Annotated in this window: 16 protein-coding genes, 1 tRNA gene and 1 pseudogene; 5 read left to right on the forward strand and 13 right to left on the reverse strand. The window is 58.7% G+C overall.

Going from position 1 to position 19,784, the window contains the following annotated elements:
• Positions 1-332: 332 nt before the first annotated feature.
• Positions 333-761 (reverse strand): hypothetical protein, encoded by a 429-nt coding sequence (locus EIEH_RS17950; protein WP_015870319.1) that lies wholly within the window; start codon positions 759-761, stop codon positions 333-335.
• 178 nt (positions 762-939) lie between these two features.
• Positions 940-1,015: transfer RNA gene (locus EIEH_RS13700), tRNA-Thr, on the reverse strand.
• A gap of 216 nt (positions 1,016-1,231) precedes the next feature.
• On the opposite strand from EIEH_RS13700, the gene EIEH_RS13705 reads away from it, so the two are divergent.
• Complete coding sequence (locus EIEH_RS13705; protein WP_035609979.1) at positions 1,232-2,263, forward strand: NADP-dependent oxidoreductase; 1,032 nt, start codon at positions 1,232-1,234, stop codon at positions 2,261-2,263.
• A gap of 68 nt (positions 2,264-2,331) precedes the next feature.
• Here EIEH_RS13705 and proA read toward each other — a convergent pair whose 3' ends face one another.
• The 5 genes from proA to gpt form a co-directional block, all read right to left on the reverse strand.
• On the reverse strand, positions 2,332-3,585 hold the full coding sequence (gene proA / locus EIEH_RS13710) for a glutamate-5-semialdehyde dehydrogenase (protein ID WP_015870317.1): 1,254 nt from the start codon (positions 3,583-3,585) through the stop codon (positions 2,332-2,334).
• Positions 3,586-3,594: 9 nt separating this feature from the next.
• Positions 3,595-4,701, reverse strand: coding sequence for a glutamate 5-kinase (gene proB / locus EIEH_RS13715; protein ID WP_015870316.1), 1,107 nt, complete (start codon positions 4,699-4,701; stop codon positions 3,595-3,597).
• A gap of 192 nt (positions 4,702-4,893) precedes the next feature.
• Positions 4,894-5,295 carry a sigma factor-binding protein Crl gene (crl, locus tag EIEH_RS13720; protein WP_015870315.1) on the reverse strand — a complete coding sequence of 134 codons (402 nt, stop codon included), beginning with the start codon at positions 5,293-5,295 and terminating at the stop codon, positions 4,894-4,896.
• Between the two features lie 61 nt (positions 5,296-5,356).
• Positions 5,357-6,622, reverse strand: coding sequence for an esterase FrsA (frsA, locus tag EIEH_RS13725; protein ID WP_015870314.1), 1,266 nt, complete (start codon positions 6,620-6,622; stop codon positions 5,357-5,359).
• Positions 6,623-6,806: 184 nt separating this feature from the next.
• Positions 6,807-7,265, reverse strand: coding sequence for a xanthine phosphoribosyltransferase (gene gpt, locus EIEH_RS13730; protein WP_015870313.1), 459 nt, complete (start codon positions 7,263-7,265; stop codon positions 6,807-6,809).
• Positions 7,266-7,681: 416 nt separating this feature from the next.
• Here gpt and pepD point away from each other — a divergent pair, with 416 nt between their 5' ends.
• Positions 7,682-9,142: a beta-Ala-His dipeptidase gene (gene pepD / locus EIEH_RS13735; protein ID WP_015870312.1), complete on the forward strand. Its 1,461-nt coding sequence runs from the start codon at positions 7,682-7,684 to the stop codon at positions 9,140-9,142.
• A gap of 47 nt (positions 9,143-9,189) precedes the next feature.
• Here pepD and EIEH_RS13740 read toward each other — a convergent pair whose 3' ends face one another.
• From EIEH_RS13740 to dinB, 4 genes are all read right to left on the reverse strand, one after another.
• Positions 9,190-9,750, reverse strand: coding sequence for a lipocalin family protein (locus EIEH_RS13740; protein ID WP_015870311.1), 561 nt, complete (start codon positions 9,748-9,750; stop codon positions 9,190-9,192).
• 132 nt (positions 9,751-9,882) lie between these two features.
• Positions 9,883-11,244, reverse strand: coding sequence for a C4-dicarboxylate transporter DcuC (gene dcuC, locus EIEH_RS13745; protein ID WP_015870310.1), 1,362 nt, complete (start codon positions 11,242-11,244; stop codon positions 9,883-9,885).
• On the reverse strand, positions 11,241-12,494 hold the full coding sequence (pepT, locus tag EIEH_RS13750; RefSeq protein WP_035609983.1) for a peptidase T: 1,254 nt from the start codon (positions 12,492-12,494) through the stop codon (positions 11,241-11,243). The genes dcuC and pepT overlap by 4 nt, the downstream gene beginning before the upstream one ends.
• A 99-nt stretch (positions 12,495-12,593) precedes the next feature.
• Positions 12,594-13,652, reverse strand: coding sequence for a DNA polymerase IV (gene dinB / locus EIEH_RS13755; RefSeq protein WP_015870308.1), 1,059 nt, complete (start codon positions 13,650-13,652; stop codon positions 12,594-12,596).
• A gap of 760 nt (positions 13,653-14,412) precedes the next feature.
• Between dinB and gad the strand changes: the two genes are divergently transcribed.
• The 3 genes from gad (at position 14,413) to glsA (ending at position 18,438) form a co-directional block, all read left to right on the forward strand.
• Positions 14,413-15,807 carry a glutamate decarboxylase gene (gene gad, locus EIEH_RS13760; RefSeq protein ID WP_015870307.1) on the forward strand — a complete coding sequence of 465 codons (1,395 nt, stop codon included), beginning with the start codon at positions 14,413-14,415 and terminating at the stop codon, positions 15,805-15,807.
• A 36-nt stretch (positions 15,808-15,843) separates the two neighbouring features.
• Positions 15,844-17,418: a glutamine/gamma-aminobutyrate antiporter GadC gene (gadC, locus tag EIEH_RS13765; RefSeq protein ID WP_015870306.1), complete on the forward strand. Its 1,575-nt coding sequence runs from the start codon at positions 15,844-15,846 to the stop codon at positions 17,416-17,418.
• A gap of 84 nt (positions 17,419-17,502) precedes the next feature.
• Positions 17,503-18,438, forward strand: coding sequence for a glutaminase A (gene glsA / locus EIEH_RS13770; protein ID WP_015870305.1), 936 nt, complete (start codon positions 17,503-17,505; stop codon positions 18,436-18,438).
• A 127-nt stretch (positions 18,439-18,565) separates the two neighbouring features.
• Here the strand turns inward: glsA and EIEH_RS13775 are convergent, their stop codons facing one another.
• Positions 18,566-18,976, reverse strand: coding sequence for a Y-family DNA polymerase (locus tag EIEH_RS13775; protein WP_165798050.1), 411 nt, complete (start codon positions 18,974-18,976; stop codon positions 18,566-18,568).
• 76 nt (positions 18,977-19,052) lie between these two features.
• Positions 19,053-19,405 (reverse strand): annotated as a pseudogene (locus tag EIEH_RS13780) (transposase); the annotation flags it as partial.
• Between the last annotated feature and the right edge of the window lie 379 nt (positions 19,406-19,784).

A 19,784-nucleotide genomic window follows, 5' to 3' on the forward strand; every position in this document is an offset into this window, starting at 1 on the left:
CCATGCCAGATAACGCCAGCGCCACCAATTAATGCAGCCCATTCAAAAAAACTCATACTATGACCACCTTATTAACCAGTAATAAACCTAAGTTAGTTATTTATAAAAGAGCATGCTCGTCTCCCTAAGAAACCATTTTCTGCATAGAAATACTCTTTCTTAAATACCCCTTTAGCCCAGACGCATTTATAGGTTAAAAAATCCTCACCCGTAATAACGGTTGAGTAATTTACACCATAACCAGACACTAGTGATGACACATAGAAAAAACTAATGTTAAAGCTAGAGCCTTTACCTTTCCCATTATCCCTCCCTATATAAAAATGAAAATTTCATTTATATTGAATTAATTTTATCTCACACAGCCCGACCACATCACCAGTCATCGAGCGAGACGCAGACCATTTATTATCTATTGAATTTATTACTTTTGTGTAAAGTACCTTTTTATTGTGGGTTATTGACCATGTTTCAAGCATGGTCAAACGCTCATCGCTATATAGCCCGATTAAAGTGTTACTTGATATGGACATATAAAGTAACTCTCCAGCCATAACACTTTTCCCGACGCTGGTAACATTTCCATCCTTTCCATAAATTGATACATGAAACACACCGTTCGTAATTTGATCCTTATCAAAATCATAATTATCACTTGCTCTTGCACCGTAGCCACTTAAATTGGTTACGACCCAGCAATCAGCGGTGGCATCAGGCATATATATGCCAAAAAGTACTCCAAACATGGCTAAGAATCGCATGACTTTACATCCCTAGGTAAATCCTGTGTCTCATGGGGAGCCATGGTATCAATTTGACGCAAGCAAGTCCGCCCTATGCTGAAGACTAGCTCATCTCAAAAGAGGGGTATGAGGAGGGGTATGAAGCATTAAATAAAAATGGCCAGCCATGCACACATTGCTAACCACTTGATTTATATGGTGCCGATAATAGGAGTCGAACCTACGACCTTCGCATTACGAATGCGCTGCTCTACCAACTGAGCTATATCGGCACTGAGGGAGTTGGGCGTGTTGCCCGAAATGCGGGAGATACCATAGTGAAAAACCAAAGGAGCGTCAAGAGCTGGCAAAACAAATGGTTATTTACTCGACAATACACCGTTTATGCTATGGGCCGAGATAGCGTCAACGCCGTCACTTTGCCCTACTCGATTTTGCTCTAGGCTGTCCCTGTTAGCCCCTACAACACGGCAACAAAGGAGCAAATGATGACACAGACAGGAACGACGAATCGGCGTCTCGTGCTACGCCAGCGACCCTGTGGAATGCCGACGGAGCAGGACATCCAGTTACAGCAGGCTGCCATCCCGCACCCCGGCCAGGGGCAGCTATTGCTGCGTACCCTCTACCTCTCTATCGACCCGTATATCCGGGGACGGATGAACGATGGCCCCTCCTATACTCCCGCCATGCACCTGGGTGACGTGATGGTCGGCCACACCCTATGTCGGGTCGAGTGCTCACACCACCCCGACTATCAGGCTGGGGAGTGGGTACTGGCGCAAAGCGGCTGGCAAGATTATGCCCTCTCCGATGGCGGCGGCTTGCAGAAGGTCCCTGCGGGGATGTCGCACCCAACCTGGCTACTCGGCGTGCTGGGAATGCCGGGATTCACCGGCTATATGGGGCTGACCGCCATCGGCGATCCACAGCCCGGTGAGACGGTGGTGGTTTCCGCCGCGAGCGGCGCAGTCGGCTCGGTCGTTGGCCAAGTGGCTCATCTACGCGGAGCCCGAGCCGTCGGGATCGCCGGGGGGGCGGAGAAGTGTCGCTACGTGTGCGATACCCTCGGTCTGGCGGCCTGCATCGATCACCGCGCGCCCGACTTCCCCGCCCAGCTGCGTGCGGCCTGTCCGAACGGGATCGACGTTTACTATGAGAATGTCGGCGGTGCCGTCTTCGATGCGGTGCTTCCGTTACTCAACACCCTGGCTCGCGTGCCGCTCTGTGGCCTGATCAGCCAATACAATAGTGTGACGAGCGATAATCTCGACGATCGCTTACCGATGCTGATGGGTACCATCTTGAGAAAACGGCTGTTAGTCCGCGGGTTTATCATCGGCCAAGACTTCGGTCAGCATTATGCGGCCTTCTATCAACAGATGAGCCTGTGGCTAGCTCAAGGCCAGATCCAGTATCGGGAGGATGTTATCGAGGGGCTAGAACAGGCCGTAACCGCGTTACAGGGGCTACTCTCGGGCAACAACTTCGGCAAGCTGTTAGTGAAAGTGGCCGATTGATCGAGCCCACATTGATAGGCTGAAGTTAATGCAACGGCTCACCAATAGAGGGAGCCGTTGCAACGCGATCAGGCGCGCACCAGATCGTCGCCGTAGCCAATCCATTTGTAGGTGGTCAGCGCCTCCAGCCCCATCGGGCCGCGCGCATGCAGCTTCTGGGTGCTCACCGCGACCTCCGCCCCCAGGCCAAACTGGCCGCCGTCGGTGAAACGGGTGCTGGCGTTGACGTACACCGCCGCCGAATCCACGCTATTCACAAAGCGTTCGGCCGCGCGCATGTCACGCGTCAGGATGGCGTCCGAGTGCTGGGTGCCGTGGAGGCGGATATGGTCGATGGCATCATCGAGATCGTCCACCAGCACCACGCTGAGATCCAGCGATAGCCACTCATCGTCCAGCGCTTGCGGATCCAGCGCAACCGTCGTCGCCGGGCCGTCCTGCAGCAGCGGCAGCGCGCGCGGACAGGCGTGCAGAGTCACGCCGGCGCGCTTCATCTGCGCGCTGAGCGCCGGCATAAAGGCGGGCGCGATGGCGGCGTTGACCAACAGCGTCTCTACCGTATTGCAGGTGCTGGGACGCTGGGTCTTGGCGTTGGTGATGATCGTCAGCGCCGCGTCGATCTCCATGCCGCGATCGACATAGATATGGCAGACGCCGATGCCGCCGGTGATCACCGGGATCGTCGCCTGCTCGCGGCACAGGCGGTGCAGCCCGGCGCCGCCGCGCGGGATCAGCATGTCGACATAGCGATCCAGGCGCAGCAGCTCGCTGACCAACGCCCGATCCGGGCTCTCGATCACCTGCACCGCGTCCTGCGGCAGGCAGGCCAGCTCCAGCGCCCGGCGGATCGCCGCCACCGTCGCTCGGTTGGTGCGCCAGGTCTCTTTGCCGCCGCGCAGGATCACTGCGTTACCGGTCTTCAGGCACAGCGAGGCGACATCCACCGTGACGTTGGGGCGCGCCTCATAGATAACCCCGATCACCCCCAGGGGGACGCGGCGGCGCTGCAGCCTCAGGCCGCTGTCCAGCTGGCGGCCATCAATGATCTCACCGACCGGATCGTGCAGACTGCATACCTGGCGGACGTCGGCGGCGATCGCCGCCAGGCGGGATTCGGTCAGCAGCAGACGATCCAGCATCGCCTCGCTCAGGCCGTCCGCGCGCGCCTGGGCGACGTCCTCCGCGTTGGCCTGTAAAATGGCCGCGCTATCCTGCTGCAGGCAATCGGCGATCAGCGCCAGCGCCCGGTTTTTCTGGGCGCTGCTCAGCAGCGCCAGCTGATATGAGGCCCGTTTGGCGGCCTTACCCATCTCTTCCAGCATGATGGCTCCTTAGCTGACGATCATATCGTCACGATGTACGGCTACCGGGCCATATTCATAGCCGAGGATCGCACTGATTTGCAGCGAATGGTGGCCGGCAATCATGCGCAGCGCATCGCTGTTGTAGCGGGAGACGCCGTGCGCCAGATCGCGCCCGTCCAGCGTGCGGATGCGCACCACCTCACCGCGGGAAAAGTCACCGCTCACTTCGCGGATCCCCTTGGGCAACAGCGAGCTGCCGCGGGTGACGATCGCCTCCAGCGCGCCGTCGTCCACCACGATTTCACCGGCCGGCGGGGCGCCAAAGATCCAGCGCTTGCGGTTTTCCAGCGGCGTCTGCAGGGGGTGAAAGCGGGTGCCGACGGAGATACCGTCGATAACCTCGCCGATCACGCCGGGACGGCTGCCCGCGGCGATAACCACCTCAATCCCGGCGCGGCAGGCCACGTCGGCGGCCTGCAGCTTGGTGGTCATACCGCCGGTGCCCAGCCCGGAGACGCTGTCGCCGGCGATGCCGCGCAGCGCATCGTCGATACCGGTCACTTCACGGATCAGCTCTGCCGCCGGGTTATGGCGCGGATCGGCGGTAAACAGCCCGGCCTGATCGGTCAGCAGCAGCAGTTTGTTGGCCCCGGCCAGGATCGCCGCCAGCGCCGACAGATTGTCGTTGTCACCCACCTTGATCTCCGCCGTGGCGACCGCGTCGTTTTCGTTGATCACCGGAATGATACGGTTGTCCATCAGGGCGTGCAGGGTATCGCGGGCGTTGAGGAAGCGTTCGCGATCCTCCATATCGGCGCGGGTCAGCAGCACCTGACCAATATGGATGCCGTAGATGGCGAACAGCTGCTGCCACAGCTGGATCAGGCTGCTCTGCCCCACCGCCGCCAGCAGCTGCTTAGAGGCGATGGTCGCCGGCAGATCCGGGTAGCCCAGGTGCTCGCGCCCGGCGGCGATCGCCCCGGAGGTCACGATCACAATACGGTGTCCCGCGGCGTGCTGCTGGGCACACTGCCGGACCAATTCTACGATATGGGCGCGGTTGAGGCGGCGGGAGCCACCGGTCAACACGCTGGTGCCCAGCTTTACCACCAGGGTCTGACTGCCACTCGTCATGTTCTATAACCGTTGTCTTTTCACAGAATAAAGAGAGGAACCGTGGTTCCCGGCACGCTAACGTGGAGACGGCGGCGCCCGCGGCGCCGCCTCGCCCCGCCTGCATTTTTATCAGGCGTAGCCCATTATGCCAACAGGCGGGGGGTAAAAGCATACGCAAAGCCGACGAAAAGGCGTTGCGTATGATCCAAATCAGCGTTCGGCGCGGCTCAGCCGCAGGGAGTCGTCGTCGGCGGGGTGCAGCGACATCGAAAGGGTATCCAGCAGGCGCTGCAGATTGCCGTGGAAGGTGGTCAGGGTCTGCAGCAGGCGCTCGCTCACCTGCCGATCGGCGATCTCCAGCGTCTGCCAGCGCCCGGCCTTATCGTATAGCCCCAGCGCATAGCGGTAGTGAAAACGCTCGCCCTCGGCCTGCAGATCCAACCACCAGCCCCAGAACTCACGCTTCTCCGGGTCCGGCTTGACGTTGACGCACACGGCCAGGCAGTCAAAGAAAAACCGGTTGTCCGCACACTGCTCTGCACGCAGGTAAGGTCCCAACGCCATGAATTTTTTGATCAATCGTCCTTTTGAGTAATCTTGGGGTAAAGTCATTAAGCAATCTCCTTATTACGGTTACCCTCTTTTAACAAAACCGCCAAATTAAGCAATTAAATTAATATGAGTACTTCTTGAACCATTCACAAATCTGACGTAGCGCACGATCGAACCCCTGGTACAGCGGTGATGAGGAGACCGCCAGCAGCTCCCCCTGCGCGGAGGAGTTGGCGATCAGCTGCGCCTCCTGGCGTGGACAGAACGGATCGCGCTCCCAATAGGCCGCCAGCATCGGCGTTGGACAGCGGCGCCCCAGCAGCCCCTGGGTCTTCAGCGAATAGCAACGCAGCTCTGTCAGCAGCGCGACATCAGACACCGACGCCATGCCCAGACGGCTGGCCAGCACGTCGATATACATCGGCGGCACCCGCTGATGAAGGTTGCCGTCGCACAGCAGATGGTGCACCACCGGCCCCAGACAGGCGACAGCGCGCAGGCGGTGCGGCTCCAGGTAGGCCAGGCGTACCGCCACATTGGCGCCAAAGCGGAAGCCCAGCGCCGAGATCCGCGTACTGTCGACCCAGGGCAGATCGGCCATCTGCTGCAGCACCGCCTGGTGCAGACGGCTGGAGTCCTGCGACAGAGTATAGTGAGATGAGAGGCCTACCGACGGCATATCGATGGTCAGCATGGCCATTCCGGCCGGCGCCAGATAATCGCGGAACAGGCGGTGACCGTCGCTCTGCAGCATATCGAGGCCGCCGCACAGCAGCACGGTGGGATAGGGCCCCGCCCCACCGCCGTCCGGTAGGTGCAGAAACCCGGTAATCGCCTTGCCGCCGGGCACGCTGAAGCTCAGCTCCCGCAGCTCATATCTCAGCAGGCGGGCGGCCTCGCCGTAGGCCCGGTTGGCCAGTGCCTCGGCCTGCTCGGCCAGATCGTCCCCTTTCAGGTGTGGGTAGGCGGCAATGCTGTACAGATTGGCCGCCTGCAGCCACATCTCTCCGGCGCGCGGCTCCTGCGGCTCCTGCTGGGCGCGCTGCTGCCACACCATCGCCTGGTGAGACCACTCATAGATCCAGTTACCGCTGCGGTAGCCCACCACGGTATCCAGCAGCCGCTCGTCGCTGCGCTCGGCCTCGCTGGCGGCAATGCGCGCCAGCACCATTTCGACCTCCAGCGGATCGGCACCGCGCCAGGCCCACATCACCCGGTTAATAATGCGATACCAGTTTGCCTGCGAACGGCCATCCAGCGCACTGTTAATGCCGGGGAGAGCTGCGCCGGAGACGCGATTGACCAGCGTGGATGTTTCGCGGTGTTTAAAACGCGGTTTAAACAGCGTTTCCGACAGGTTGGCGCGGGGTTGATTGATTTCGCTCATAGCGGAACGAGGGCCTCCATAGACAGATTGCTGACTGAAGCTGCCGGGCAGCCCTGTCATTATAGGCGGTGCGGCAACGCCATTTATCATGCCGAGCCGGGGGAGAATTGGCAATGCAAGGCGCACGCCAGAAACAACAGCGCCCGGCATAATGCCGGGCGCTGTTGGGAAAACCGCAGACAAATTAACGGCCGCTCAGCGGCTCAACGAAGCTGACGCCCATATCCCACGGCTGCTCGATCCAGGTATTCTGCGGAATATCGACTACGTAGTCGTCCACCAGCGGACGGCCGGCCGGTTTAGCGAAAATGGTCACGAAGTGTGCCTTGGGGTACATATCACGAATGGCCTGGGCAGTGCCGCCGGTGTCGACCAAATCGTCTACCACGATAAACCCTTCACCGTCGCCCTCGGCGCACTTCAGCACCCTGAGCTCACGCTGGTTGTCATGGTCATAGCTGGAGATACAGACGGTATCCACGTGACGGATACCCAGTTCACGCGCCAGAATGGCCGCGGGGACCAGACCGCCGCGGCTTACCGCGATGATCCCGGTCCAGCGTTCGGCGGGCAGCAGGCGGGCAGCCAGTTTACGCGTATGCATCTGCAGCACGTCCCAGGTCACAACGTATTTTTCGCTCATAAAACATATCCCAGCCAGTGATAACAGTCTGTTAAATGGCTTATAAATTAGTCGGAGGGGAAAAAAGGTTGCGCGAGATTATAGTGACCCGCCACGATAAAAACCAGTCCCGTGATGCCAAAGCGCCGCCGCGCTCGCGCTAATTATGCTGCGATGCACCTTTGCGCCGCCCGCCATCACCACTCTCATCCCTGCTGGTCTACCCAATAGGTGCCAAAGCCGGCCTCTTGGGGGTAAATTGACGTCAAAGCCTGCCCCAGCGGGGCAATATGGTGGTATTCTCTGAAAATTCAGCTGTGCCTCGCATATTATCTGCGGCCAGCGGCGGTGCGCAATCTATTACGCCCGCGTATGATCGCATGATACCCACCCGGGCATGCACTCTCACAGCACGACCGTATATCAGGAGACTTAACGTGTCTGAAGTATCTCAACTGTCGCCACAGCCGCTGTGGCAGATTTTTGCCGATATCTGCGCCATTCCGCATCCCTCCTATCACGAAGAAGCGCTGGCCGCCCACCTCATGGCGTGGGCCAGCCAGAAAGGGATCCACGCCGAGCGCGACGCTGTAGGCAACATTCTGCTGCGTAAACCGGCCAGCCGCGGCATGGAAAAACGCATTCCGGTGGTGCTGCAGGCGCACCTGGACATGGTTCCTCAGAAGAATAACGACACCAACCACGATTTTACCCGCGATCCCATTCAGGCCTATATCGATGGCGACTGGGTGAAAGCACGTGGCACCACCCTGGGTGCCGATAACGGCATCGGCATGGCCTCTGCGCTGGCGGTGCTGGCCGATGACAGCGTGGTTCACGGCCCGCTGGAGGTGTTGCTGACCATGACTGAAGAGGTCGGCATGGACGGCGCCTTCGGCCTGCAGCCCAACTGGCTTCAGGCCGAAGTCCTGATCAACACCGACTCTGAAGAAGAAGGCGAGGTCTACATGGGCTGCGCCGGCGGTATCGACGTGATCACCAGCCTGACACTGCAGCGTGAGGCGATGCCGGCCGGTCTGAGCGTAGTTCGTCTCAGTATCAAAGGGCTGAAAGGCGGCCACTCCGGCGGCGAAATCCATCTGGGGCTGGGCAACGCCAACAAGCTGCTGGGGCGCTTCCTGGCCGGTCACACCGACGAGCTGGGCGCCCGGGTGCTGGACATCAACGGTGGCACCCTGCGTAACGCCATTCCGCGCGAAGCCTTTGCCACCCTGGCATTACCGTCAGCAAACCTCGATCGTCTGCAGACGCTGGCGCAGCACTTCCAGTCGAAAGTCGCACACGACCTGGGCGCCGTGGAGAAGAGCCCATGCGTCACAGTCGACGCGGCGCAAAGCGAGCAGCTGCCGCTGGACGCCGCCAGCCAGTCCCGCTTTATCGCGCTGCTTAACAGCACACCGAACGGGGTTATCCGCATGAGCGACGAGGTCAAGGGCGTGGTGGAAACTTCCCTTAACCTGGGCGTGGTCACCACGGCGGAGAGCGAGGCGCAGGTTATCTGCCTGATCCGCTCCCTGAACGAAAGCGGTAAAGACGCCGTGGTAAGCCAGCTGACCTCGCTGGGCGCACTGGCCGGTGCCCGCGTAGAGGCCAAGGGCAGCTACCCCGGCTGGGAGCCGGACGCCAGCTCCCCGGTGATGCACCTGGTGCGCGACACCTACCATAAGCTGTTCAGCACCCTGCCGAACATCATGGTGATCCACGCCGGTCTGGAGTGCGGTCTGTTCAAGAAACCCTATCCGCTGATGGATATGGTCTCCATTGGGCCTACCATCACCGGGCCGCACTCACCGGATGAGCAGGTCAATATCCCGAGCGTTGGCCGCTACTGGCAGCTGCTGACCGCCCTGCTGAAGGCGATCCCGGAAAAAGCCTGATCCCGCACTGACAGGCGCCGCGCGGCTGGCGGCGCAGCAACGCTATCCTATCCGCACGCCCCCGGGCGCGCGGATTTTTTTGTCTCCCCATCGACCCACCGCAACTGCTCAACCGCAAACCCGAGCGCGCCCGCCCGGCGGATATACGCCTGCCTTACTGCGGGCGGGAGCGCCGGCGTTCGCGACAGGATCCACAGGTAGCGGCGATTCGATCCGCAGACCAGCGCATATCGGTAGTCATCGTCCAGCGCTATCACATGGTAGCCGCCATAAAATGGCCCAAAGAAGGAGACCTTCAGCGCCGCCATCGCCGGAGAGGCGATAAAGTAGGCTTTGCCCTGACTCTGGCGCCAGCGTCGGCGTTGAACATCGTAACCGCGGTTGAGTACGCTGATACCGCCATCCCCGCGTAAGGCATAGTGGGCACTCACCTGCACCAGCCCACGTTCAAAGCGGTTCTCCAGACGGGCAACCTCATACCAGGTGCCCAGATAACGCGCGACATCGAATCCCCTAATCGGCTCGACGCCGCGCGGCGGGTTCGGCGAGCCGCAGGACGCCAACCACAACGCCAGGGGAACGGCGCACAGCACTGGCCACCCTGTCATCGGCTCTCTCCTCCTTGCTCACGGATAATCTCAGTGTAGTCTGCTTTACGGCAGATAAAAAAGAGGCCGCAGTCTTAACCCTGCGGCCTTACCTTTACACCCGTTCCGACGTCTAACGCGTCACGCCAATACTCAGTAGAACAGGCCGATCAGCGCCGTATGGAAGATAAATCCCACGATCAGCGGCACCGAAGTCCGCCGCACTACCTCAAAGGGCGAGAGTCTGGCACCGCTGGAAACGGCGATCACTACCCCGGATACCGGCGACAGCGCGCGCCCCATATGGGAGGCCTGCTGCATCGGCAGGATCATCGCCACCGCATTGGCCCCCATGCTGCTGGCGATCTGCGGGATCAACTCCACAAAGGCCAGGAAAGGCGCATTGCCCGATCCCATGATAATCGCGGCGGCGAAGGTCACCAGCGCAAAGACAATGGCCATGGCGAAGGGGGGCAGCCCGACGTGTTCGGCCAGCAGGATCAGCTGGTCGATGGCACCGATCACCTTGATGCCATGCGCAAAGACCCCGGCGGCCACCAACAGTCCGACCACGCCGGTAAACGCCTGCCCCATCCCTTTCAGAAAGTGGCTGAACCCGTCGCATACCGACTTGAAGTCGCGCAGACGCAGCAGCTCGATCAGCATGCAGAGAGCCATGGCAATCATCACGATGGTGACGATATTCAGGTTGATCCCGCTGACAAACAGCTTGGAGGAGCCGACCGCCATCAGAATCGGCAGCATCGGCAGCAGCGCATAAAAGGCAGGGGAGCGCGCGGGCGTATCCTCCTGCTGCTGTACCGCCGCCTGCGGCAGCGTACCGGCGCGCCGATCGCAGTGACGCTGCCAGAAAACATGGCAGACCCCCACCACCAGCACTGTCGCCAGCGCCGCAGGCCCCTGGTGGTACAACACATACTCCACCACATCCATATCAACGGCCTTGGCGCCGCGGATAGCATCGATCGCCGTCGGGGTATAGGCTACCCCGAGCGACGTCGCGATCACCCCCGCTGCCGACGCGGCGGACAGCCCTAGCCCCAGCATGATGGGGAACATGGTACCCATCAGCAATACCGCCAGGCCGGTGGCTGACGGAATGGCCAGCTGCAGCAGGCTGGCCAGCAGGTAAGAGAAGAACAGCAGGGTATAGGGCGACTGCAGGCGGCGCAGCGGGCGGGTCACCACCCGCACCACCGCCTCATTGGCGCCGATATGATCCATATAGTGGGCAAATCCCATCAGCGCCATGATCATCAGCCCCAGATCCGCCGCCCGGGTGCTGAACAGATCGCGCATCACCTCAAAGGGATCAAGCAGCGCGATCCCGGTCGTGGCCACCCCTTTAGGCAACACGCTGCCCCAACCTGCCAGCTGGGTACAGAACATCAGCAGCAGACCGGCCACCAGCAGCACCGGCTCTGCCTTATAGCCGCGCAGGATCAGGCGGGCCACCGCCACGATTACCAGCAGCGCGATAATCACCTGGATCATGCCGTCTCCTCTGCGCTGAAGTGGATATGGGTTTCAGCGATCACCGCGACCACCACGTCGCTGGCCGCCCGCAGGGATTTCACCGGCAGATACTCATAGATGGAGTGAAAGTTATGCGCACCGGTAAAAAGGTTGGGACAGGGTAACCCCTTCTGCGACAGCACCGCGCCATCATAGCCGCCGCGCATCGGCACCGGGCGCGGGGTAATACCACAGCGCCGGTAGGCGCGCAGGGCGATCTCCACCGGGAAACCCGCTGCACCCTGCAGGCTGTTAGCCACGTTGGCATAGCGGTCAGAGAGGTGAGCCTCTACGCTCCCCTCACCCCACAGCGACTCACAGCTCTGCGCCAGCTGGCGGATAAACGCCATACGCTGGCGGTAGCCTGCTTCGGTAAAGTCGCGGATATCCAGCTTGAGCACGGTACGCGCGCTGTTGCCCGACAGCTGCTTCACCCAGTAGTACCCCTCGCGCCCTTCGGTGTACTCCGGAGCCTCACCCGGCGGCAGCATGGCGATAAACTTATGGGCCATCAGCAGCGAGTTCTTCAGCTTGCCCTTGGCCGACATCGGATGCGCCGAGGCGCCGGTAAAGATCACCTCGACATCGCCGGCGTTCCAGTTTTCATACACCAGTTCGCCGATGCCGCAGCAGTCCAGGGTATAGGCAAAGTCGGCGCCAAAGGCATCGGTATCAAACGCCTTGGCGCCGCGCAGCCCCTGCTCTTCGTCCGGAACAAAGCCCACCTTGACCGGGCCGTGGACAATCTGCGGGTTGGCCTGCAGGTGCTGCAGGGCATGCATAATGGCGGCGATGGCCGCCTTGTCGTCCGCCCCCAACAGGCTGGTGCCGTCGGTTACGATCAGATCATCGCCAACGTAATCGGCCAGCTCGGGAAACGCACTCTGGCGCAAAAAGATCTGCCGCCCGACGTTCAGGCACAGATCGCCGCCGTGGTAAGGCAACACCTGGGCATGGGTATCAGCGCTCTGCTCGGCTCTGGTATCCAGGTGGGCAAAAAAGGCCACCGTCGGCAGCGGTCGATCGCAGTTAGCCGGCAGCATTGCGGTGACGATGGCATTCTCCCTGACCTGCACCTCCTGCAGGCCAAGCGCACGCAGCTCCTCTCCCAGACGCTGCGCCAGCATCAGTTGGCCCGGTGACGATGGCATGATACCCCGGGCTCCTTTTTCACGATCAGTGGTGGTATTAATTTGGGTGTAACTAATAAAACGTTCAATAATATCCATTACTTATATTCCTTTAGGGTCAACCGCAGGAATTATAAAAGCAATGGTGTCATAAAAGTTTGAAGCGCCCGCAAGAACGGCGATAAAGCCGTGCCAGGCTCAAAGAATATCCAGTGACAGCTGCTTCTCTAGCCCGGGGTCGGGCAACATCACATGCAGCCCCACCAAACGCACACCGCGCCCGGCGCGGCGCGTCTCCCACACCTGCCGCGCCACCACCAGCAGATCGTCCCGATCCAGATAGGAATGAACGTGCTCCTGCGTGGTCAGCTGAAAGTCGGCAAACTTGAGTTTTACCCCCTGGCGGGCAATGCGCAGATCCGGCTGAACCCGGGCCAGACGCCGCTCCAGCTCGGGATACAGCTGCTCTATCATCTGGCGGCATACATCCCAGTCGTCGATGTCCTGCGCCAGCGTCTTCTCCACGCCAACCGATTTACGCTGCCGGGCAGGATTGATCCCGCGCTCATCACGCCCCAGACTCCGCTCCCACAGCACGCGGCCAAACTTGCCAAAGCGGCGCAACAGCGTGACCAAATCGTAGGCACGCACGTCGGCGCAGGTATGTAGCCCGAGTTCGGCCAAACGCGCGGCGGTCACCTTCCCCACGCCGGGGATCTTCGCCAGCGGCAAGGCCTGGACAAAAGCATCGACCAGCTCAGGCGGGAGCACATATTGGCCGTTGGGTTTATTGATATCCGAGGCGATTTTCGCCAGAAACTTCAGCGGAGCGACGCCGGCCGAGGCCGTCAGCCGCAGCTCGGCGGCGATATCGGCACGGATCTGCCGGGCTATCAGCGTGGCCGAGCCGTGGTGCAGCGGGCAGTCGCTGACGTCCAGATAGGCCTCATCCAGCGACAGCGGCTCAACCAACGGGGTGTAACGGTGAAAGATTCGGTGGATTTCGCCAGAGACGCCCTTATATACCGCCATGCGCCCCGGACGCAGCGTCAGATGGGGGCACAGCTTCAGGGCCTGCGCCGTCGGCATGGCGCTGCGCACACCGTAGCGCCGAGCCGCATAGTTGGCGGTGCTGATCACGCCACGCCGCTCGCTGCTGCCGCCGATGGCCAGCGGCACTTCGCGTAGCGCCGGAAAATCCCGCATCTCGACCGCCGCAAAAAAACAGTCCATATCGATGTGAATGATCTTACGCATTTGATCGTCCTACCCCACCAGAGCACTGTGTAAACATACAGCGCCATGTGCAATAATTCAACTCAGCCGCACATCGCTCAGAAATAAACTATCACTTAATCCATTTTTTCCTGCACGGTCGTAAATTATAATGAGAGTAAATTTTCATTACACTGTGATTTTTCCCATAGGATATTTATATGTTTAATTCAGTCGTTAGAAAATATCACGCATGACAAATAATCATTTCACAGTCTTTATCTTTTTTTAATTCTATTTCATTAGAAATCAGCAAGCGAAGTCGATTAAATAATTAGGTATAGGATTTGCATAAAAACAACCCTACATAATGATTGGGATGACTATCATATAACATCAAACACGGCAGAAAAATCTCATGGAAAGACAAACAGATTAGCCGTAAATACATCATGATTGGATATTTACCATAATTACATTATTTGTTTTCAGCCAAATTAAACTTTGATGTTAGACTGAAGGTGTTGATTGATAAGAGATGAGTAAGGCGCTATTTCAAAAGACATTTTATCGCTGCAATAATATAAGTACTTCTCGTCCGAAGCCTATCTTTGGCATCAGTGACAGATAAAAACAGTCGAGCGAGATAGCGTCTCACCCTCTCCATCAATGATGATATGAGTAGCCTATTAAATTTAGCGTTCACTTAAATAGGAATCGATGATGAGAAATGTCATCCATCTCACCATCCTATATCGGTCTTGTAATCAGCATACAGTTAATAACTGTTTGGAGAGAGATAATGAAAAAAGGTCATGATATTCATGGAAAGCTCTTAGATTCCCGGTTTGGCTCTGAAGCGATCCGTTCTGCAGCCGAGGCGCACTATTTCCCGCTGGAAGAAATGCGCGAAGATATTGCTTTTCAAGTTATTAACGATGAGCTGCTTTTAGACGGTAATGCCCGGCAAAACCTGGCGACGTTTTGCCAGACCTGGGATGACGATTATGTACATCGCCTGATGGATATTTCGATCAATAAAAACTGGATCGATAAAGAGGAGTATCCGCAGTCTGCCGCAATCGATCTGCGCTGCGTCAACATGGTGGCCGATCTGTGGCATGCGCCGCATCCGGCGGACGGACAGGCTGTCGGTACCAATACTATCGGCTCTTCCGAGGCCTGTATGCTGGGCGGCATGGCGATGAAGTGGCGCTGGCGCGCCAAACGTCTGGCGCAGGGGAAACCGGTGGATAAACCCAATATGGTGTGCGGGCCGGTGCAGGTCTGCTGGCATAAGTTCGCCCGCTACTGGGATATCGAACTACGCGAGATCCCGATGGCGCCCGGCAAGCTGTTTATGGATCCGGAGCGGATGATCGCCGCCTGCGATGAGAACACCATCGGCGTCGTGCCGACCTTTGGCGTCACCTACACCGGCAACTACGAGATGCCTGACGTGCTGCACAAGGCACTGGACGATCTGCAGGCGCGTACCGGACTGGATATCGACATGCACATCGATGCTGCCAGTGGGGGCTTCCTGGCACCGTTCTGCGCCCCGGATATCGTCTGGGACTTCCGTCTGCCGCGGGTCAAATCCATCAGCGCATCCGGCCATAAGTTCGGCCTGGCACCACTCGGCTGCGGCTGGGTGGTATGGCGTGACGCCGCCTCCCTGCCGGACGATCTGATCTTTAAGGTGGACTATCTGGGCGGACAGGTCGGTACCTTTGCCATTAACTTCTCCCGTCCCGCGGGTCAGGTTATCGCACAGTACTATGAGTTCCTGCGTCTGGGGCGCGAGGGCTACGCCAAGGTGCATACCGCCAGCTATCAGGTGGCGCAGTTCCTGGCGGCGGAGATCGCCAGGCTGGAGCCCTATGAGTTTATCTGCAACGGCGATCCGCAGCAGGGTATCCCGGCGGTGTGCTTCCGCATTCCGGCCGGCAAGGAGCTGGGCTATAGCCTGTACGATCTCTCTGAGCGCCTGCGCCTGCGCGGCTGGCAGGTTCCGGCCTTTGCGTTGAGCGGTGAAATGTCCGATGTGGTGGTGATGCGCATCATGTGCCGCCGCGGATTTGAAATGGACTTTGCCCAGCTGTTGATGGACGACTTTCGCGCGGCACTGGCCTATCTCAAGGCCCATCCGGCAGCGGCACATATCGCCAATCAGAACAGCTTCAAACATTCCTGAGGCGCCTGTCCACCCTTGACGTAAGGAATGACTATCATGGCTACAAAAACGACCACCTCCCCGGTGAAAAAGCTGAGTATTATGACCCTGGCGATCATGAATATCGTCGCCGTGGTCAGCCTGCGCGGGCTGCCGGCAGAGGCGGAATATGGCTTAAGCTCGATTTTCTACTATCTGTTTGCGGCGATCTTCTTCCTGATCCCCGTATCGCTGGTGGCGGCAGAACTGGCCACCGGTTGGCCGGAGAAGGGTGGGGTGTTCCGCTGGGTCGGCGAGGCCTTTGGGCCACACTGGGCGTTCCTGGCCACGTTTATGCTATGGACAGAGGTCACGGTGTGGTTCCCAACCGCACTGACCTTCGGCGCCGTTTCCCTGGCCTTTATCGGCCCTCACCAAAGCTGGGACCAGGCGTTATCGGCTAACCGCTTCTTCATCCTGCCGATCGTGCTCTGTATCTACTGGCTGGCGACCTTTATCGCATTCAAAGGGGTGAATACCTTTGCCAAAGTCTCCAAGTGGGGCGGGATCATCGGTACCATCATCCCGGCGGCGATCCTGATCGTACTTGGCTTTGCCTATCTGATCGGTGGCGGCACGCCGCAGATCACCCTGAGCTGGAATCAGGTGATACCCGACTTCACCAACTTTAATAACGTGGTGCTGGCAGCCAGTATTTTCCTGTTTTACGCCGGGATGGAGATGAACGCCATTCACGTCAAGGATGTGGAGAATCCACAGCGTAACTACCCGATCGCCATCATGCTGGCAGCGCTGGGTACCGTGGTAATCTTTGTCTTCGGTACCCTGGCCATCGCCTTTATCATTCCGCAGTCCGATATCAACCTAACCCAGAGTCTGCTGGTGGCCTTTGACGATATGTTCAGATGGGCGCACGTAGAGTGGCTTGGTCCGGTGATGGCCTGCGCGCTGGCCATCGGTGTGCTGGCGGGGGTGGTCACCTGGGTCGGTGGCCCCAGCTCCGGTCTGCTGGAGGTGGCCAAGGCGGGATATCTGCCGCACTGGTGGCAGCACACTAACCAGAATGGCATGGCGACCCATATCCTGCTGCTGCAGGCGGTGATCGTCACCATTCTGTCGATCCTGTTCGTTATCCTGCCATCGGTGCAGGCAACTTATCAGATCCTCAGCCAGCTGACGGTGATCCTGTACCTGACCATGTACATCCTGATGTTCTGTGCAGCCATTTATCTGCGCTACAGCCAGCCTAACCGCCCGCGTCCCTATCGTATTCCTGGGGGCCCAATCGGTATGTGGATTATCGGCGGTGCCGGCCTGGTAGGGTCGATCTTGGCCTTCATTTTCAGCTTCATCCCGCCAAGCCAGATCGCGGTAGGCAGCCCGACGGAGTATGTCTGTATCCTGATCGGCCTGTCACTGTTCTTCTGCCTGGTGCCTTTCGGTATCTATGCCATACGTAAGCCACACTGGCGTGATGAAAACACCGACTTTGCACCGTTCACCTGGCAAGCGGAAGGCGGTCATCCTGGGATCCCGACCGAATCGGCAACCCATACCAGTATCGTGGTTGCCCAGACTCGTGCCCAGCGCACCTCGAATAACATGGGTAAACCACCGCTGGCACACCCCTAATCCCCGACGATAAAGGATCGTCTTATGACACATCAGGGCAGAGCCCAGACTCTGCCCACTCCGTTCACAAAGAGGGCTATCTGTATGACTTTAGATGCACAATGTTTACAACAGGCCGTCGATCAGGCGTACCGTCAGTACGGCACATTGTCCGGCGGTAAGAATGCCGACTACATTCCCTATCTGGCCAGCGTGCCGAGCCAGCTGGCGGCGGTGGCGGTGGTCACACGCGAAGGTACAGTATATTGCGCCGGTGACAGCGGCTACCGTTTTGCCCTGGAGTCGATCTCCAAGGTATGTACCCTGGCGCTGGCGATGGAGGACGTGGGGCCCGACGCGGTACAGGAAAAGATCGGCGCCGACCCGACCGGTCTGCCGTTCAACTCGGTGATGGCGCTGGAGCTGCACGGCGGTAAGCCGCTGTCACCGCTGGTTAACGCGGGTGCCATGGCTTCAGTCAGCCTGATTAAGGCCGACGATCGCGAGCAGCGCTGGCAGCGCATCTTGGCTATCCAGCAGCAGCTGGCAGGCGAGGCGGTGGTGCTGTCGGACGAGGTAAACCAGTCGGAACAGACCACCAACTTTCATAATCGCGCCATCGCCTGGCTACTCTATTCGGCCGGTGCCATGTATTGCGATCCGATGGAGGCCTGCGATGTGTATACCCGTCAGTGCTCCACGCTCATTGATACCGTTGAGCTGGCGACGCTGGGCGCCACGCTGGCGGCGGGCGGCGTCAATCCACGCAGCGGGCGGCGGGTGCTGCAGACCGACAACGTGCCGTATATCCTGGCGGAGATGACCATGGAGGGGCTGTACGGGCGATCCGGCGACTGGGCCTACCGCGTCGGTCTGCCGGGCAAGAGCGGGGTCGGCGGCGGGATCCTGGCCGTGGTGCCCGGGGTGATGGGCATTGCGGCCTTTTCTCCGCCGCTGGATGAGGCGGGTAACAGCGTCCGCGGACAAAAAATGGTGGCGGATGTCGCCGCACGGCTAGGCTATAACCTGTATAAGGCCTAAATACGATGAACGCGGGCGATGGTCGTCGCGGGGATCTTCGCGCTGCTGATGCGCTCATCGACCTGGCTGGCCTTTATCTTTGACGACATTGTGGCTATGTTTTCGGACTACGCCCACCAGGGGCCAGTTACCCCAGCAACGGCGCCCAGACCACCTCCTCCATGGTCTGTGCGCCGGACTGCTGATGCTGTCGTTGCTGTATCGGGTGATACGGGTACTGACCCACGCCATGGCTGCACGGGCGTTTGGCGGTGATATCGGCGCAGATCTGCCAGGTCATCAGCATGGCTGAGCCTTGGTGCAAAGGGCAGTCGCTGACGTCCAGGTAGGTCTCATCCAGCGACAGCGGATCAACCCACGGGCTGTAACGGTGAAAGATTCGGTGGATTTCGCCAGAGACGCCCTTACACACCACCATGCGGCCCGGACGCAGCGTCCTCCAAAGCTTCAGGACCTGCGCCGTCGGCATGGCGCTGCGCACACCGTCGCGCCGTACCGGAAAACCCCGTATCTCGACCTCCGCAAAAAAACAGTCCATATAGATAGCTTTGTCAATAAATTTGGCATTATCGTTCCCCCGGGGATCCAGCATCTACAACTTCAGCGACGATTTAACGCGTCGCCATTCCCTTGGCGTAAAGAGATAAAATCTGGTTGTCCATCTTCGTCACACGGGTCTGACGCTTCTTAATCAGCTGGGGGCGAAGGTATTTTCACGGTCACGCAGCGTACTCAGTTCAATCTCACCATCGCCGCACAACAGCGTTTTGGATGAATCGTCGTTGCAGGTATTCGAGCCTGATTTTGGGGCGTTTTGCTTGATCCCGAGGTGTCCCGTCAGTTCAGCATTAAGCGCTGTTTCGACGGTTAGCTTCGTCAGCATACGGGAAAACTGATTAAGATCGGCTTCGGTTTTAAGGCCCTTCGCCAGTTCTGCGGCCAGTACGTTAAGTTTCTTCTCATCCATAATTTGCCTGTCTCCCTTGTTGGAGTGAACAGATCAAAAACAGGCAATTACACAATTTTACTTACAGTTTCAAAGAGCGCTTTGTTGATAGAGGTCTCCATCTGCGTATTCCATCAGGGACAGTGGTGTTTCACATCACCTCGGCAAAGTCCGGATCTATGGCTGCAATTGATGACCTGCAAATCCACCACAACATGTTTAGCTTGGCAAACAGGAGGAGACCCTCTATGAATAAATAGATTTTATGCTGTTAGCGCAATGTAGTGACTCACCCCAGCGACGAAAATTATGTCGTTGGAAGGTGTAGGGAAACACGTTTCCTGAAACTCTTAGTTTTTCCACCAAACATAGCGCCAGAAAACAGCATGATTCACTATTA

It is taken from the genome of Edwardsiella ictaluri ATCC 33202 (genome assembly GCF_000264785.1).
Taxonomy (GTDB): Bacteria; Pseudomonadota; Gammaproteobacteria; order Enterobacterales; family Enterobacteriaceae; genus Edwardsiella; species Edwardsiella ictaluri.